General features: G+C 66.6%; 15 protein-coding genes. 4 read left to right on the top strand and 11 right to left on the bottom strand.

The window, feature by feature from the left end:
* Window positions 1–73: 73 nt before the first annotated feature.
* Window positions 74–1,246, bottom strand: a complete 1,173-nt coding sequence (locus CO669_RS20050) for an ABC transporter substrate-binding protein (RefSeq protein WP_097661672.1) — start codon at window positions 1,244–1,246, stop codon at window positions 74–76.
* A 298-nt stretch (window positions 1,247–1,544) separates the two neighbouring features.
* Between CO669_RS20050 and CO669_RS20045 the strand changes: the two genes are divergently transcribed.
* Window positions 1,545–2,807, top strand: coding sequence for an NAD(P)/FAD-dependent oxidoreductase (locus CO669_RS20045; RefSeq protein WP_198964127.1), 1,263 nt, complete (start codon window positions 1,545–1,547; stop codon window positions 2,805–2,807).
* A gap of 73 nt (window positions 2,808–2,880) precedes the next feature.
* On the opposite strand, the gene CO669_RS20040 is transcribed toward CO669_RS20045, so the two are convergent.
* From CO669_RS20040 to CO669_RS20030, 3 genes are read right to left on the bottom strand one after another with little or no spacing between them, the layout of a single operon-like run.
* Entirely contained in the window at window positions 2,881–4,092 is a 1,212-nt protein-coding gene (locus CO669_RS20040; protein WP_097661670.1) for an ABC transporter substrate-binding protein, read from the bottom strand.
* Window positions 4,093–4,142: 50 nt separating this feature from the next.
* Window positions 4,143–4,466 (bottom strand): 2Fe-2S iron-sulfur cluster-binding protein, encoded by a 324-nt coding sequence (locus CO669_RS20035; protein ID WP_097661669.1) that lies wholly within the window; start codon window positions 4,464–4,466, stop codon window positions 4,143–4,145.
* Between the two features lie 12 nt (window positions 4,467–4,478).
* Window positions 4,479–5,699 (bottom strand): cytochrome P450, encoded by a 1,221-nt coding sequence (locus CO669_RS20030; RefSeq protein WP_097661668.1) that lies wholly within the window; start codon window positions 5,697–5,699, stop codon window positions 4,479–4,481.
* A gap of 83 nt (window positions 5,700–5,782) precedes the next feature.
* Between CO669_RS20030 and CO669_RS20025 the strand changes: the two genes are divergently transcribed.
* Window positions 5,783–6,289, top strand: coding sequence for a MarR family winged helix-turn-helix transcriptional regulator (locus CO669_RS20025; RefSeq protein WP_097661667.1), 507 nt, complete (start codon window positions 5,783–5,785; stop codon window positions 6,287–6,289).
* Between the two features lie 465 nt (window positions 6,290–6,754).
* Here the strand turns inward: CO669_RS20025 and CO669_RS20020 are convergent, their stop codons facing one another.
* Entirely contained in the window at window positions 6,755–8,605 is a 1,851-nt protein-coding gene (locus CO669_RS20020; RefSeq protein ID WP_198964126.1) for a feruloyl-CoA synthase, read from the bottom strand.
* Between the two features lie 186 nt (window positions 8,606–8,791).
* Between CO669_RS20020 and CO669_RS20015 the strand changes: the two genes are divergently transcribed.
* On the top strand, window positions 8,792–9,298 hold the full coding sequence (locus tag CO669_RS20015; protein WP_097661665.1) for a MarR family winged helix-turn-helix transcriptional regulator: 507 nt from the start codon (window positions 8,792–8,794) through the stop codon (window positions 9,296–9,298).
* A gap of 207 nt (window positions 9,299–9,505) precedes the next feature.
* Window positions 9,506–11,323 (top strand): allophanate hydrolase, encoded by a 1,818-nt coding sequence (gene atzF / locus CO669_RS20010; protein ID WP_097661664.1) that lies wholly within the window; start codon window positions 9,506–9,508, stop codon window positions 11,321–11,323.
* 96 nt (window positions 11,324–11,419) lie between these two features.
* On the opposite strand, the gene CO669_RS20005 is transcribed toward atzF, so the two are convergent.
* The 6 genes from CO669_RS20005 to CO669_RS19980 form a co-directional block, all read right to left on the bottom strand.
* On the bottom strand, window positions 11,420–12,142 hold the full coding sequence (locus tag CO669_RS20005) for a GntR family transcriptional regulator (protein WP_198964125.1): 723 nt from the start codon (window positions 12,140–12,142) through the stop codon (window positions 11,420–11,422).
* A 4-nt stretch (window positions 12,143–12,146) separates the two neighbouring features.
* On the bottom strand, window positions 12,147–12,539 hold the full coding sequence (gene hpxZ, locus CO669_RS20000) for an oxalurate catabolism protein HpxZ (RefSeq protein WP_097661662.1): 393 nt from the start codon (window positions 12,537–12,539) through the stop codon (window positions 12,147–12,149).
* 1 nt (window position 12,540) lies between these two features.
* Window positions 12,541–13,938, bottom strand: coding sequence for an AtzE family amidohydrolase (locus CO669_RS19995; protein WP_198964124.1), 1,398 nt, complete (start codon window positions 13,936–13,938; stop codon window positions 12,541–12,543).
* 7 nt (window positions 13,939–13,945) lie between these two features.
* A complete protein-coding gene (locus tag CO669_RS19990) occupies window positions 13,946–14,125 on the bottom strand; it encodes a DUF4089 domain-containing protein (protein WP_198964123.1) in 180 nt (59 codons plus the stop codon).
* A 29-nt stretch (window positions 14,126–14,154) separates the two neighbouring features.
* Window positions 14,155–15,936 (bottom strand): dipeptide ABC transporter ATP-binding protein, encoded by a 1,782-nt coding sequence (locus CO669_RS19985; protein WP_097661660.1) that lies wholly within the window; start codon window positions 15,934–15,936, stop codon window positions 14,155–14,157.
* Between the two features lie 319 nt (window positions 15,937–16,255).
* Window positions 16,256–17,155, bottom strand: coding sequence for an ABC transporter permease (locus CO669_RS19980; protein WP_097661659.1), 900 nt, complete (start codon window positions 17,153–17,155; stop codon window positions 16,256–16,258).
* Between the last annotated feature and the right edge of the window lie 2 nt (window positions 17,156–17,157).

The following is a 17,157-nucleotide window of genomic DNA, read 5'->3' as shown; positions in this document are numbered from 1 at the left end:
TGGCTCCGTCCTCGCGGAGGCTCCCCTCACCCCAGCCCTCTCCCCGCGAGCGGGAAGAGGGAGGAGCATCAGCTCACTTCATCGTGCACTTGTCGTGGAAGCGATCCTGGTCGTTCTCGACGATGGTCGCGACGGTCTTCAGCGAGAGCTGGCCTTCGGCGTCCTTGACCACGTCCTGCAGATAGAAGCTCTGCACCGGGATGTGGTTCTTGCCGTATTTGAAGGGACCGCGCAGCGACTTGAAGTTGGCCTTCTCCATCTCGGCCTTCATCGCGTCCTTCTTGCTGGTGTCGCCCTTCACCGCGACCACCGCGCTGTTGATGAGCTGCGCGGCGTCATAGGCTTGCGCGCCGTAATAGGTCGGACGCAGGCCGGTGTACTTCTTGCGGTAGTCGGCGACGAAGCGCTTGTTCTGCTCGTTCGGGAGGTCGTTGACCCATTCCTGCGCACCGGGAACGCCGAGCGCGTTCTCCTTCTGCAGCGGCAGCGACAGCTCGTCGACGGTGAAGGCCGTGTAGAGCGGCATGGTGCTCTTGAGGCCCGCTTGCGCATATTGGTTGAGGAACTGCACGCCGGCTGCACCCGGATAGAACACGAAGATCGATTCCGCGCCCGAGGCGCGCGCCTTGGAGAGCTCGGCGGAGAAGTCGAGCTGGCTCGGCCACACCGTGTATTCCTCGCCCTTCACCTCGCCCTTGAAGGTGCTCTTCACACCCGCGAGCATGTCCTTGCCGGCGGCGTAGTTCGGGCCGATCAGGAACACGCTCTTGACGCCCTTCTGGTTCATGTAGAGGCCCATCGCGGCGGGCGTCTGGTCGTTCTGCCAGGAGGTCGAGAACACGTAAGGGCTGCACAGCTCGCCGGCGAGCTGCGAGGGGCCGGCATTGGCCGAGATCAGGAAGGTCTGCGAATCCACCGCGGTTTTCAGCGAAGCCAGCAGCACGTTCGACCAGATGTAGCCGACGATGAAGTCGACCTTGTCGGACTGCACCAGCTTCTCGGTCTTCTGCTTGCCGACGTCGGGCTTCTGGCCGTCGTCCTCGTAGATCACCTCGACCGGCTTGCCGTCCATCTTGCGGCCCATGTGGTCCAGCGCCAGCTCGAAGGAGTTGCGCATGTCGTTGCCGATCACGGCGGTCGGGCCGCTGAAGGTCGAAACGAAGCCGATCTTGATGGTGTCGCCGGCGAAAGCCGGGCTCGCCAGCACCAGCGCCGCTGCGCCCGCCAGCCAGAATGCCGTTTTCATAATCACTCCCCTCCTTATGATTGAGCCCGCAAGCGGGGTGATCGCCGCCTTGGGCCTTCTCTATTGAACGCAAAATCTGTCGAGCCGCCAATGGCTCAGCGCCTGCCCCTGCACCATATTTCGCCCTGATCGGGGATGGCAAGAAATATAATTCTACTTACTTAGACCGAGCCTGCGGCGCTTTTTCGCGCCGGATCGATACACCATGCCTATGCGGCGATTGATGACGTCTATTGGACCGCAACGTCCGATCCGCACTTAAATGGGGAAGAGCAGCAGCGAGATTCGAGGGCGTATCATGGCCGCACATCCCCATCGCGTCGTCATCGTCGGCGCCGGCTTCGGCGGGCTGGAGACGACCTACCGGCTTGCGGGCGCCCCGGTCGAGATCACGCTGATCGACCGCCGCAACCATCATCTGTTCCAGCCGCTGCTCTACCAGGTCGCGACCGCCTCGCTCGCCACCAGCGAGATCGCCTGGCCGATCCGCCACCTCATGCGCGACCGCCGCGAGGTGACGACGCTGTTCGCCACCGTGAGCGGCGTCGATGCCGACAGGCGCTGCGTGCTGATCGACGACGGCAGCGAGGTGCCCTACGACACGCTGGTGCTCGCGACCGGCGCACGCCACGCCTATTTCGGTCACGACGAATGGGAGGCATGGGCGCCCGGCCTGAAGACGCTGGAGGATGCGACCACGCTGCGCCGGCACATCCTGGTGGCGTTCGAGCGCGCCGAACGCGAGACCGATCCGGCCAAGCGCGCGGCGCGGCTGACCTTCGTCATCGTCGGCGCCGGTCCGACCGGCGTCGAGCTCGCCGGCACCATCGCCGAGATGGCGCATCACACATTGCCCGCCGACTTCCGCAACATCGACACCCACAAGGCGCGCGTCGTGCTGATCGAGGCAGGACCGCGCGTGCTCGCGGGCTTTCCCGACGATCTGTCGGCCTACGCGCAGGCCTCGCTCGAGAAAATCGGCGTCGAGGTCGTGCTCGGGCAGGCGGTCACCGAAATCAATCGCGAGGGCGTGGTGTTCGGCGGCAAGCTGCTCGAGGCCAAGACACGAATCTGGGCCGCCGGCGTGCGCGCCTCGCCTGCCGCCGAATGGCTGGGTGCACCCGCCGATCGCGCCGGGCGCGTACAGGTGGAAGCCGACCTCACCATTCCAGGCCATCCCGAGATCTTTGCGATCGGCGACACCACCAGCATCAACGCCTGGGACGGCAAGCCGGTGCCCGGCATCGCGCCGGCGGCGAAGCAGCAAGGTCGTCATGTCGCCGAGACCATCAGAGCGCGGCTGCGCGGCGCTGCGACCGGCCCGTTCCGCTACAAGCATGCCGGCAGCCTCGCCCAGATCGGCAAGCGGCTTGCGGTGATCGACTTCGGCCGCTTCAAGCTGCGCGGCGCCATCGCGTGGTGGATCTGGGGCATCGCCCACATCTACTTCCTGATCGGCCTGCGCCACCGCCTCAGCGTCGCGCTGAGCTGGCTCTGGATCTACGCCCGAGACCAGCGCGCGGCGCGGCTGATCACGCAGGGAAGCAGCAAGGTGGTGTAGGGGGCTAGTCTAGCGCTGCGCGCGCTCCCCTTACCCTCCCCTGGAGGGTGACAGGAGGCCGCGCTCTCTCGAGCTACTTCACCAATTCGCACCCGCCTTCCGCCAGCGGGCGGAAGGCCTGGTCCGCGGGAATCGTCGAGACGAGCTTGTAATAGTCGTACGGATACTTCGACTCCTCCGGCTTCTTCACTTCGAACAGATACATGGGATGCACGACGCGGCCGTCCTGGCGGATGGTGGTGTCGCCGAACAGCTTGTCCTTACCCCTGAACTTCTTCATCTCGGGCACGGCGTCCTTGGCGTTGTCGCTGCCGGTGGCGGCAACGGCGTTGAGATACGCGAGCGTCGAGGCATAGACGCCGGCCTGGTTGCCGCTCGGCATCTTGCCGTTCATGCCGGGACGCGCGGCGAAGCGCTTGGCGAAGGCGCGGGTGTCCTCGTTCATGTCCCAGTAGAAGGCTTCCATCAGCTGGAGGCCCTGCGCGACCTTGATGCCCATGCCGTGAACGTCGTTGATGAAGAGCAGGAAGGCGACGAGCTTCTGGCCGTTCTGCTGGATGCCGAATTCGGCGGCCTGCTTCACCGCGTTGATGGTGTCGCCGCCGGCATTGGCGAGCCCGATCACCTGTGCCTTCGAGCTCTGCGCCTGCAACAGGAAGGACGCGAAGTCGGAGGTGCCGAGCGGATGCTTGGAGGAGCCGATCACCTTGCCGCCGTGTCCCTCGATGTATTTCTGCGCCTCCGACTCGATGCCCTTGCCGAGCGCGAAATCGACCGTGAGGAAGTACCAGTCCTTGCCGCCGCGCGAGACCATGGCCGCCGCCGTGGTGTTGCCGGTCGCCCAGGTGTCGTTGACCCATTGAATCGTGTTGGGCGAGCAGGCCTTGCCGGTGAGATCCGAGCTTGCGGTCGACGAGGCCAGGAACGTCATGCGGCTGTCGCGCAGCAGCGTGTTGATGGAGAGGCCGACGGCCGAGTTCGGCACGTCGACGATGGCGTCGACGCCCTCGACATCCAGCCATTTGCGCGCGATGGCGTTGCCGACATCGGCCTTGTTCTGGTGATCGGCATAGACGATCTCGACCTTGATGCCCTTTCCGCCGCCGTTGAAATCCTCCGCCGCCATGCGCGCGGCTTCCACCGAGCCCATGCCGTTGGTGTCCTGGAAGATGCCGGAGATGTCGTTGAGCACGCCGACGCGCACGACATTGCCCGAGATCTCCGCGCTCGCCGCGCCGGCGACCAGGCTCGCAGCCAGCGCCAGCGTCCACTTCAAGTGCTTCATGATTCCCTCCCCTGTTTGTTGGTTGCCGGTCGGTGCCGGCACATCGAAATTCAGACCTGCCGTTCCGGCAGCTTCAGCACGAGCCCGTCGAGCTCGGGCGTGATTGCGATCTGGCAGGACAGCCGGCTGTTCGGCCGCCGCTCCGCAGCGGTGCCGTCGAGCAGCGCGTCCTCGTCGCCGGCCACCGCGGGCAGGCGCGCGAGCCAGCTCTCGTCGACATAGACGTGGCAGGTCGCGCACATGGCGTTGCCTCCGCACTCGGCCAGAATGCCGTCGAGGCCGTGCCGGGTCGCGGCCTGCATGACGCTCTCGCCGCCAGAAGTCTCGACGCGATCGGACTTGCCGTCGGGATGAATGAAGGTGATGGCAGGCATCAAGGCTCCTCGTCAGGCCGGGGTGATGGTCACGGGCAGGCTGTCGAGCCCGCGCAGCGTGTTGTTGAAGCGGCGCTTCGGCTCGCCCGTGATCTCGATCTTCGCGATCCGGCGCGCCAGCGCGGTCAGCATCACCTCGCCTTCGAGGCGGGCGACCAGCTGGCCGACGCACATGTGGATGCCCGAGCCGAAGCCGACATGGCCGGAGGTCCGCCGGGTGATGTCGTAGCTGTCAGGCTGGTCCCAGCGCCGCGGATCGCGGTTGGCGGCGGCGAGGAACATCAGCACCTTCTCGCCCTCGCCGATCGTCGCGCCTGACAGCTCGACCTCACGCGTGGTGGTGCGGAAGAAGGTCTGCACCGGGCTTTCGAAGCGCACGGCCTCCTCGAAGGCGTTGCGCGCCAGCGTCAGATCGTCGCGCAAGCGCTGCCACTGATCGGGGAAGCGCGCCAGGCAATAGACGGCGGCACCGATGCCGTTGACTGTCGTGTCGAGACCGGCCGAGAGCAGCGAGCGCACCAGCAGCGGTGCCTCGGTGGCGGTGATGGCGCCCTCGTCAGCCTGCGCATGAATGCAGGCGCCGAAACCGCCGGGCGAAAGGTTGTCGCGCTGGCACTGCTCGGCGACATAGGCCTGGTGCGGGGCCGAGCGCGCGATTGCCTGCTGGCGCAGCTCGTTCGGCGGACCGAACGCGTTGAACACGACGCTGGCATAGGGAATGAGATGCTCGCGTCCCTCCGCCTTCAGGCCCAGCGCATCGGGGAAGATCGAGAGCGGATAGGCCTCGGCGAGATCGGCGATCGCATCGAAGCTGCGCCTCTCGATCAGCGCGTCCACCCGCTCCTCCGCGGCCGCCGCAAAGCGGTCGCGAACCTGCTTCATCACGGTCGGCGACAGCACTTTCGACAGCACGGCACGGGTACGCGTGTGGGCAGGCGGATCGGCCTCGAGGATCAGGCTCGGCGGCCGCCACGGCGTCTCCTTCTTGAAGTCGGACAGGCCGACACCGCGGCTGGAGCAGAAGGTGGCGGGATCGTTCAGGACGGCATGGACCTCGGCGTAACGCGCCACACCGTAGACGTTCCATTTGTCGAGATAGACCACCGGCCCCGCCTCGCGCAGCCGCTGATGCGTCGGATAGGGATCGGCAAAGAATGTCATGTCGAAGGGATCGACATCGAGATGCGGGACGGACGCAGGACCCGTCGATGCCGGAGTGCCGGATACGGTCATGGGAGACCTCCCTCATTTTGATCTTGTGAAAGGGCGGCGCATGCCCTTAGGTCTCTGCGCCCGCCGCGAGTCAGAATCCCGCCATGCCGCCGTCCTTGACCCGATCCCGCCAGAAGCCTGCCGCCGTCGAGGCGGGACCGACGCTCGATCTCGATCGTTACGTCCCGGCGTTCGTCACCTTCATCGCCAACAAGCTCTCGAACAGCGCGACCGCGTTCTATCAGAAGCAGTTCGGCGTCAACGTCACGGAATGGCGGATCATGTCGCTGCTGGCGATCGAGCCTGGCATTCCGGCCTCGCGCATCTGCCACGTCATCGGCTTCGACAAGGGGCCGGTGAGCCGGACGCTGGCGGGCCTCGAGAAGCGCGGGCTGGTCTCTATCCGCACCGATCCCAATGACGGCCGCACCCATTCGATTTCGCTGACGGCAAAGGGCCGCGCCACCCATGACAAGGTGATCGTCGCCGCGCTCGAACGCGAGCGGCGGCTGCTGTCGTGCCTCGACAAGAACGAGCGCGAGGTGCTGATCGACCTGCTGCGCCGGCTGCACGAGAATCTCGGCGCGGTCACCGGCGGCACGGAAGCCTGACGGGTCGCGCGCCAAGCGCGCCCCTCCGTCACGTCCAGGCATGCGCCGGTGTTTGCCGGCGGCACCACGCGGGCCGAGCATCGTTTCCTCCAGGATCGGACGCGGCGGTTTCCCCGCCGTCATCGCTTCCCGGAACGGTTCGCACAAATTAGTTGCTTAGGCAACAAAGGAATCAGAAATATATTGCGGCAGGGTGGCTGGCGTATTGGGGGACTTCGTCTCTCTCCCCGTCATTGCGAGCCAACGGGTCCGCGCAAAGCGCGGCCCGATGACAGGCTCCGCGAAGCAATCCAGACGACCGACGCTCCCGTGTACCGGACGCGCTGCAGCGTAAAACGCTGCTGCGCAGAGCCGGGACCCATGCGACTCCGCGCACGACGAGAGATGGGCCCCGGCTCAGCAGCGCATCACTGCGTGCTGCGCTGCGTCCGGGGCACGGGAGCAACGAGTGCGGTCATTTTGCAGTTAGAGACCAATCCATTCCGACGACGCGTCATCGTTCAATCGCGTCACCGCATCCGCACGCCGCGTCAGCACGGCGCGCTGGTTGATGTAGCCCTTGTCGGTGATCTCGCCGCCGTCGACCGATGGCGGCTCGGCGAGCAGCAGGGCGCGGGTAGCGTGGCCGGAGGAATTGGGGCCCTGCTGCTTCAGCCTCGCGAGCCCTTGCGCGATGGCGGTCCTGACCTTGTCGTGTGCGAGCACCTCGCTCACATCGGCCGCGTCGGGCAGGCCCGCATGGGCGCGGCAAGCCGCGATGTTCGGGAATATCAGGAAGCGCACCTCGTCGCCGCCGTGGCCGGCGACGACGATGTCCTGCGCCAGCGGCGCGAGCGCAGCGATGCCGGCGACCCGCAGCGTGCCGACGCTGACCCAGGTGCCGGAATTGAGCTTGAAATCCTCGGCGACACGGCCGTCAAAGAACAGGCCGCGCTCCGGCCGCGCGCTATCGGCAAGCTTCACGGCATCGCCGATCAGATAGAAGCCCTCCTCGTCGAAGGCCTGCCGCGTCAACTCGGGCGCCTTCCAATAGCCCGGCGTGACGTTGGGGCCGCGCACGCGCACCTCCAGCTTGTCGCCCGAGGTGACGAGCTTCAGCTCGGTACCGGGAATCGGCACGCCGATATTGCCGGAGCGCTCGGCGAGGAAATGGCAATCGGTCGCGAGCGGCGAGGTTTCGGTCGAGCCCCAGGCCGAGACCATCGGCAGCGCCCGGCCGACCGTTTTGAGCGACAGCTCTTCGAGGGCATCCCACAGGTTTTGCGGCAGCGCGGCGCCGGCATAGAAGGCGAACCTCACCTCGCTGAAGAAGCGGCGGCAGAGCTCCTCGTCGCCGCGCAGCGCCGCAATCAGCATGTCGAAGCCGCGCGGCACGTTGAAATAGACCGTCGGCATCACGCTTCTGAGATTGGCGAGCGAGGTCGCGAACAGCCCGGGCGCGGGCTTGCCGCCGTCGATATAGAGCGAGCCGCCATTGCGCAGCACGAGATTGAAATTGTGGTTGGCGCCAAACGTGTGGCTCCAGGGCAGCCAGTCGAGGATGACGAGATCACCGCGTCCCGGCTGCAGGAAAGTCCAGGTCTGCGCCTTGGCCTGCTGGCTCGAGGTCAGCATGCGCTGGGTATTGATGACGGCCTTGGGCGTTCCGGTCGAGCCCGACGTGAACAGGAATTTTGCGATCGTATCCGGCGTCACCGCCGCGAACGCCGTTGCCACCTCGGGGCTCTCCGGCGTCGCCGCGACGGCGCGGAAGGGGAGCGCAGCGCCATCGTCCTCCTTGCCGCTGATGATCTGCGCCCGGTGCAGCGGTGCGATGGCCGCCAGCGCGGCCGTGAAGGGCCCGGTCGCAGAGACGTAGATCGCGCCGGGATCGAGCAGCGTGATCATGCTTCTGAGCTTCTCGAAATCCCTCGATATCAGCGAATAGGCCGGCGAGATCGCGGCCGAGGGCACGCCGACATGCTGGGCGGCAAGCGCGAGCAGCGCATGATCGACGCTGTTGTCGGAGAGGATCGCGAGCGGACGTTCCGCGCTGAGGCCCTGCGCCAGAATCCAGGACGCTGCGCCACGCACTTTCCGCAGCGCCTCCGCATAGCTGACGGTGGTCCAGGGCGCATCGATGTTGCCCCGCTCCGCAAGGAAGATCGCATCCGGCGTCTGCCGCGCAAAATGCTCCAGCCAGTCGCCGACGCAGCGCGCACTGTTGCCTAACGGTTCGGGCGAGCGCAGCAGAATGCTGCCGTCGGCGCGATGCTCTGCGACGGTCCGCGGGCTGGCGAACAGGCCTGCAACGTCGTCGCGTGGGGCGACTGTCATCTGCTTCCTCCCTCCGCCCGGATCCGGGATCGGCCGCAGCCTCGTTGCGGGCCGCCTTGGCCATAATGTTGGGCAGGACAATTGTTGTCGTCAACAACAATCTTTCGCTCGGCCTCCCGAAGCGCTACTCTCTTCGCCATCTCCCCGCTTGCGGGGAGAGGCGTAGGCAGCCGTTGCAGGGAGAGAATGTCGGTGAGAACGACGGCGCGGGAGACCGGAGATTCTTCACGCAAACGCGCCGGCAACGGCGCGGCGGTCGGCGACGTCGCCGACGACATCGGCCTCGACGCGCTGGTCGGGCACGCCGGCTATGCGGTGCGGCGCTTCCAGATCTGGATCTTCCAGGACTTCATCAGGACGCTTGGCGCGGTCGACATCCGGCCGACGCAATATTCGGTGCTGACGGTGATCGGCGCCAATCCGGGCCTGTCGCAGATGGCGGTCGCAAAGCGCCTCGGCATCGAGCGTGCCCGGCTGGTGCATCTGCTCGACAGCCTGGAGCAGCGCAAACTTGTGAAGCGGGTCAAGTCGAAGGCGGACCGGCGCTCTCACGCGCTGCATCTCACCGCACAAGGCGAGACGGCGCTGGCAAAGTTCAAGCGGCTCGCCGCCGAGCACGAGCGGCATGTCGAGGAGAAGATCGGCAAGGAGAACCGGGAGCAGCTGATACGGATCCTCGCTGGCTTCACCTGATCCGAATTGCTCAGGATTTAGGCAAATGCCCGCCGCAGGGCGTTTGCAGCAGCGCCCATTGGCCCGCCAAAATGCCACCCAAGCCACTGATTACACGATAACATCCGGAGCATACGTTCTGCCCGGTCATTGTACACAATGGCACATCGCTTGCTTGACTCCGGACCAAGACAGTTTCGCCGGAGTTTTGTCGCCATGAGGGCTGAAATGGGGGCTGATCAGCCTGAAACGATCGCCGCGATTGTGGCCGCGCATCGCGCGGGCACGCTGACGCCGGCACATACGATCGCGCGGACCTATCAGCGCATCCGTGACCACGACGATCCCGCCGTCTTCATCAGCCTGCGCGACGAGACCGATGCAGTCGCGGAGGCCGAAAAGCTCGCCGCGCGCGCGGACGCCGCCAGCCTGCCGCTCTACGGCGTGCCTGTTGCGGTGAAGGACAATATCGACGCGCTGGGCTTTGCGACCACGGCGGCCTGCCCGGCCTTTTCCTATACGCCGGCACACGACTCGACCGCGGTCGCCCGCCTCCGCGCCGCCGGCGCCATCATCATCGGCAAGACCAATCTCGACCAGTTCGCGACCGGCCTCGTCGGCGTGCGCTCGCCCTACGGCATCCCGAAGAACTCCGTCCGCGAGGATCTCATTCCCGGCGGCTCGAGCTCGGGCTCGGCGGTGGCCGTAGGTGCGGGGCTGGTGCCGCTCTCGCTCGGCACTGACACCGCAGGCTCGGGCCGCGTGCCGGCGATGCTCAACAACATCGTCGGGCTGAAGCCGAGCCTCGGCATGATCTCGAATGCGGGCCTGGTGCCGGCCTGCCGCACGCTGGACTGCATCTCGGTGTTCGCTTTGACCGTGGATGATGCCGCGCTCGCCCTGTCCGTGATGGCGGGGCCGGACCCGACTGACCCGTTCTCACGCGACCGGCCGCTGGGCGCGATCACGCCGCTTCCCGCAAGCTTGCGCCTGGGCGTGCCGCGTCACGGCCAGCTGATCTTCTTCGGCGACAAGAAAGCGGAGACCGCCTACGCCGACGCGCTGAAGCGCTGGACTGCACTTGGCGCAACGCTGGTCGAGTTCGACCTCGAGCCGTTCTACGAGACGGCGCGGCTGCTCTATGAGGGCCCCTGGGTCGCCGAGCGCTATCTCGTGATCAAGGACCTGCTCGCCTCCGCGCCCGACACGATTCATCCGGTGACGCGCGAGATCACCGCGGCCGGCGCGCGGCTGACGGCCGCCGATACTTTTTCGGCGCTGTACCGCCTGCAGGGCCTGCGCAAGATCGCGGAGCGCACCTTTACCGATATCGACGCGCTGGTGCTGCCGACGGCGCCGACCGCCTACACCACCGCGCAGGTGCTCGCCAATCCGATCGAGCTCAACAGCCGGCTCGGCACCTACACCAATTTCGTCAACCTGCTCGACCTCTGCGGCCTCGCGCTGCCCGCATCGCTGCGCGCAGATGGCATCCCGTTCGGCATCACGCTGCTGGCGCCCGCGGGGCGCGATGCGATGCTGGCGAGCATCGGCCGCGTCTTCCATGCGGACACCGGGCTGAGCCTCGGCGCAAAGGGCATCGCGCAGGCGCCACTCGCGCCGCTGCCGGCGAGCGGTAGCGACGACATCCCGATCGCCGTGGTCGGCGCGCATCTGTCCGGCATGGCGCTGAACGGCGAGTTGACGGCGCTGGACGCAAAGCTGATCGAGGCAACGAAGACCGCGCCGGACTACAAGCTCTATGCCCTCAAGACCACGCCGCCGAAGCCGGGCCTGCTGCGCGTCGCGGCCGGCACAGGCACCTCGATCGAACTGGAGATCTGGTCGCTGTCGCCATCCGCCTTCGGCAAGTTCGTCAACGCGATTCCCGCGCCAATGGCGATCGGCACGCTGCGGCTCGCCGATGGCCGCAGCGTGAAGGGATTTCTGGTCGAGCCCGAGGTGCTGGGCGACGCGCGCGATATCACCGCGTTTGGGGGATGGCGGAAGTTCATGGCGGAGGGCGCATCAAAGCAGGTCTCGTAGGGTGGGCAAAGGCGCGCTCTTCGCGCGTCGTGCCCACCATTACCTTATCGTGGGCACGCTTCGCTTTGCCCACCCTACGACACCGCGTATGCCGCCCTACACCGACACCGCGTAGATCTCGTATTCGCCGCGCACCAATTCGATGTGCGCGCGCATCGCGGCCGCGGCGCCCTGCTTGTCGCCGCGCATGATGGCGACGACGACGCGGTCGTGCTCGGCTTGCGACTTGGCGAGACGACCGAGATTGCGGAACTGGGCGCGGCGGAACGGCTGCACGCGAACGCGCGTCGCGAGCGTGAGCTCGGCGATGTAGCCGTTCTGCGATCCCGCATAGATCGCGTTGTGGAAACGCTCGTTGACCTCGTGGAAGCGATCAGGATTGCCGGTGTAGCTCAGCACCCGCAGCTCCTCGTGGATGGCTTCGAGGCCGTGGCGCTCGGCGGCCGACATGCGCTCGGCGGCAAGGCCGGCGCACAGCGCTTCCAGCTCCGCCATCGCCTCGAACATGCTCGTCAGACGCTCGATCGAGGGCTGCGCCACCACCGCGCCGCGATGGGCGCGCGCCTCGACGAGGCCGCTCGCGACCAGCTGGCGCAGCGCCTCGCGCACCGGCGTCCGCGAGACGTTGAAGCGGCGCGCGATGTCGGTCTCGTCCAGGGGCGAGCCGGGCGCCAGCGTGCCGCGCACGATCTCGTCGGCAAGCTGCAGGCGCAGCTCCTCGGCGCGCGTGATCTTCTGCACCGAGGACGTAGGACGGTCGACGCGCGGCACCACCGGCTCGGCCGGCAACGTGCCTTGCGGAAAGTCGTCGAGCGTCATGCGATCACGCCTCTTTCGGCTCGTCGATGATGCTGACATGGGCGGCGACGACGCGCCAGCCCTCGGGAAAGCGGATCCAGGTCTGCATCTGCCGGCCGACCTTGCCGGGCGCCGTGTCGCGATAGAACAAGGTGGAGGCCACGGCGGTGTCGCGGCCATAGCTGCTGATGACCGTCTTGGCGGTGCGGCGGTTGAGGCCGACCGGCGAGCGGGCGGCGCGGAAGCCCGAGATCGCCGCGTAGCCGTAGAGGTTCTCGCCGATGCCGTAGCGCAGCGTGCGGGGATCGTTGCGGAACAGTTCGCCGAGCACGGCGACATCGTTGCTGACGAGCGCCTGCTCATAGCGATCGAACGCGGCTTTGACTTCCGCGATCACGTCGGGGAGATCGATCTCCATTTCAGAGTCCTCTCGGGGCGGGCGCGGCGGCCACGCCCATCTTTTCCAGCGCGTAGGCGACGCGGAGCGCAATGTCCTCGCGCCAGGGCGCCGCGATGATCTGCACGCCGATCGGCAGCGGTTCGAGCGGCACCGGCACGGCAACCACCGGCAGACCGATGAACGAGATCGGCTGGGTGTGGATGCCGATATTGGCGCGCACCGGCAGCTCGACGCCGTCGAGATTGAAGTTGACCTGGCCGAGCTTTGGCGCGGTGCACGGCGTTGCCGGCGCCAGCAGCACGTCGACCGATCTGAAGATCTCCGCAAGCTGCGCGCGATACCAGCGGCGGAATTTCTGCGCGCGGTCGACCATGGGAGCCGGCACCATGGCGCCCGCGATCAGGCGGTCGCGTACGGCGGGATCGAAATCGTTCGCCCGCTTGCGCAGGCGATCGAGATGCAGCGAGGCGCCTTCGGTGGTGGTGATGACATAGGCCGCGGCGCGGGCGCGCGCGGCCTCGGGAACATCGACCACGCGCGTTGCGCCGAGCGCCTTGGCGACGCGGCTGACGGCCTCGACCGCTTCCGGAAACACGTTGTTCTGGAAGTGGCCGCCGGCGATGGCAATGCGCAGATCCGACACCGGATTGGCAAGCAGCGGCAGCGTCGGCTCGAGGCCGCGCGTCGTGGTGCAGGCCGCATCGTCCGCATCCTCGCCCTGCATCACATCATAGGCGAGCGCGAGATCGGTGGCCGAGCGCGCGAACGGGCCGAGATGATCGAGGCTCACCACGAACGGGAACGAGCGCGCCCGCGACAGCCGCCCATAGGTCGGCTTCAGGCCGAAGATGCCGCAAAAGGACGACGGCACGCGGATCGAGCCATTGGTGTCCGAGCCGAGCGCGATCGGCACCAGCGCGCCGCCGACGGCGCTGCCCGAGCCGCCCGAGGAGCCGCCGGTCATCCGCGTGGTATCGTGCGGATTGCGCGAGGGACCGTCATGGACGTTCTCGCCGGTGAAATCATAGGCGTATTCGCCCATGTTGAGCGCGCCGACCAGCACGGCGCCGGCAGCCTCCATGCGTTCGATCAGCGTTGCGTCGCGCTTGGCGGGCGCGAGGTCGCGGTTGATCTTCGAGCCGGCCCGCGTCGGAAGCCCGGCGACGTCGAACAGGTTCTTCACCGCGAAGGGCACGCCGGCGAGCGGGCCGACGTCCTTGCCGGCGGCGATGTCGGCATCGACGGCGCGCGCCTTGGCGCGGGCGCGCTCGGCGGTGACGTCGGTGAAGGAATTGAGGATGCCGTCGTGCTGCTTGATGCGCGCAAGCGCAGCTTCCGTGGCATCGAGCGCGGACATCCTGCGGCCTGCGACGGCGCTCGCGATGTCGGCGGCCGTCATCTCTGGCTTGCTGGTCATGGCAGCATCAGGCCGCGAAGATCGGCGCCGGCTCGGTCTCGTCCGGCAGCGCGAATTCGTCGACGAGGCGGGCGAGCCTCAGCGAGACCTCGAGATTGGCGCGCACCGCGGGCCGCCAGGCCTCCTCGACCGGCAGCGCCAGCGCTTTCGATACGGCGTCGATATAGTCGTCCAGCGGTTCGGCCATCACTCTCTCAAGCTGATCTCAATGCACTCTCAGTGAACCGGCAACGGCGGATGCGGGATCGCCGTCAGCAGCTCCTTGGTGTAGTCGTCCTTGGGATCGCTGAGGACCTGCTCGGAAGAGCCTTCCTCGACGATCCGCCCCGTCCGCATCACAATGACACGATCGCACAGCAAGCGCACCACATTCAAATCATGCGAGACGAACAGATAGCTCATACCTAGCCGCGCCTTGAGGTCCTGCAGCAGGTTGAGGACCACGGCCTGCACCGAGACGTCCAGCGCCGCCGTCGGCTCGTCCAGGATGACGAGCTTTGGATGCAGCGCGATGGCGCGGGCGATGCCGACGCGAGCCTTCTGGCCGCCGGAGAGCTGGTGCGGAAAACGGTCCAGCAGATTGTGCGGCAGGCCGACCATGGTGGCCAGTTCCTCGCAGCGGGCGCGCAGCGCGTCGCGGCCCCTGATATCGCCCAATTGCATGATCGGGTCGGCGATGGCACGCGCGGCCGTGAAGCGCGGGTTGAGGCTGTCGGTCGGATCCTGGAACACCATCTGGATGCGGCTGCGCTGCGGCAGCCGGGCAAAATTGGCGGGCGCGATGCCGCCGATGTCCTCGCCGTCGAACTGGATCAGGCCGGAGGTCTGGTCGAGCAGGCGCATCACCATCATCGAGGTGGTCGATTTGCCGCAGCCGGACTCGCCGACGAGGCCGACGCTCTCGCCGTGACCGATCGAGAAGCTGATGCCGTCGACGGCGCGGAACACATCCGGCTCCAGCGGCGGCTTGCGGCCGAACAACTTTCCGAGCGTCGCGGTGGCGCCCTGGCGGGGGTATTCCTTGACGAGCTTTTCGATGCGGAGAAGGGGCTTTGTCCCGTCACCCCCGGGCTTGACCCGGGGGTCCAACGACCGAGATGAATCTTGCGAAGCGTGATGGATGGCCGGGTCAAGCCCGGCCATGACGGAAGAGGATGGCGAGGGGCTCGCCTCTTCCTCCGGCAGCAGATCCCGCAACGACACGCCGAGCCGCGGAGTCGCGCGCATCAGCTTCCTGGTGTAGGGGTGCTGCGGGTTGGCGAAGATGTCGGCGGCCTTGGCGGTCTCGACGACACGACCCTTCTCCATCACCACGACGCGATCGCAATAGGCGGCCGCTAGGCCGAGATCATGCGTGATCAGGATGGTGGACATCGCCCTGCGTTTCGTCAGCTCGACGATCAGGTCCATCACCGCCTTCTGCGTGGTGACGTCGAGGCCCGTGGTCGGCTCGTCCGCGATCAGGAGCTGCGGATTGCAGGCGAGCGCGAGCGCGATGACGACGCGCTGGCACATGCCGCCCGAGAGCTCGAACGGATAGGCATGATAGCGCTCGCGCGGGCGGGCGATCTTGACCTGCTCCAGCGCCTCGATCGCCTTCTCACCGCGATCCGTGACCTGGGCCTGCTGCACATGGGTGCGCAGGACGTCCTCGATCTGGTCGCCGACTTTCCGGATCGGGTTCAGTGCCGCGCGCGGGTTCTGGAAGATCATCGAGACTTCGCGGCCGCGCAGATCGCGCATCTGGTCTTCAGTCGCGGCCTTCACGTCGATGCCGGAGAACATCACCGAGCCCTCGGCGATCCGCCCCGCGCGGTCGAGGATGCGCATCACCGCATAGGATGTCACCGACTTGCCCGAGCCGGACTCGCCGACGATGGCGAGCGTCTCGCCCTTGGCGACGGAGATGTTGACGTGCTGCACGGCTTTGACGATGCCGCGGCGGGTGGAGAATTCGACGGTGAGGTCCTGGACGTCGAGCAGCGGCTGGGCGGTCATGCGGGCCTGCCGTCACTCAAAAAGTGCGAAAACAACCCCATGCACAGTAGAATGCCATTGGAATCGCTGGGGAATTTTTGACGGACATTCGGGTGTGAGAGGGGCACCGGCCTCTCATTCCCTCCCCCCTTGTGGGGGAGGGGCAGGGAGAGCGGTACCGCACGGGGACTCTCTCCAATTACAAGCGCCACAACATGCGCATCAACAGCACCGTTTCCTGAGCTACCCCCCTCCCCAACCCTCCCCCACAAGGGGGGAGGGAGCGAGAGAGATGCGCCCTCCTCACATCCGCGCAGCAAACATCCGAAACTGAAGATCATCACGTCCTCCGCTGGGGGTCGACGATGTCGCGCAGGCCGTCGCCGAGGAGGTTGAAGCAGAACACCGCGATCATCAGGGCAAGGCCGGGAAACAGCGCGATCCACCATTCGCCTGACACCATGAAGCCCGCGCCTTCGGCGACCATGATGCCCCATTCCGCCGTCGGGGGACGGACGCCGAGGCCGATGAAGGACAGGCCCGCGGCGTTGAGGATGGCGTAGCCCATGGTCAGCGACATCTGCACGATCATGATCGGCATGATGTTCGGGAGGATGTGCACCAGCAGGATGCGGAATTCGCCGTTGCCCGACAGCCTCGCGGCCTGCACGAAGCCGGCGTTGCGGCGAACGTTGGCCTCGGCACGGGCGACGCGAGCGTAGAGCGGGAAGTTCACGATGGCGGTGGCGAGGATGATGTTCTGCACGGTGTTGCCGAGCGCGGCGACGATGCCCATGGCGAGCACGAACAGCGGGAAGGCCATGATGGTGTCGGCGATGCGGCCGACGATGCGATCGGTCCAGCCGCCGAAATAGCCGGCCGCGATGCCGGCGAGGCCGCCCATCAGGAACACCAGCACGACGGAGGCGATCGCGATGAAGGTATCGAGCCGTGTCGCGACGACGACGCGGCTGAAGATGTCGCGGCCGAGCTGGTCGGTGCCGAACCAATGCGCCGCCGACGGCGGCTTCAGCGCAGCAGCAGTATCTGACGCGAGCGGATCATAAGGCACGACGTAGGGGCCGAAGATCGCAGCGGCCAGGATCAGGATCAGCAGGGCGAAGGCAAAACCCGTGACCTTGTTCTCGCCGAGAACATAGCGGGTCTGTTCGAGGATTGCGACGAGACCGGAGGTGCGAGCAGGACCGACGGGCTCAACAGCAGGCGCAACGGAGCTCATGA

This window comes from Bradyrhizobium sp. Y36 (assembly GCF_002531575.1).
In the GTDB taxonomy this organism is placed as follows: domain Bacteria; phylum Pseudomonadota; class Alphaproteobacteria; order Rhizobiales; family Xanthobacteraceae; genus Bradyrhizobium.
This window is presented reverse-complemented; position numbering and strand designations above follow the sequence as displayed.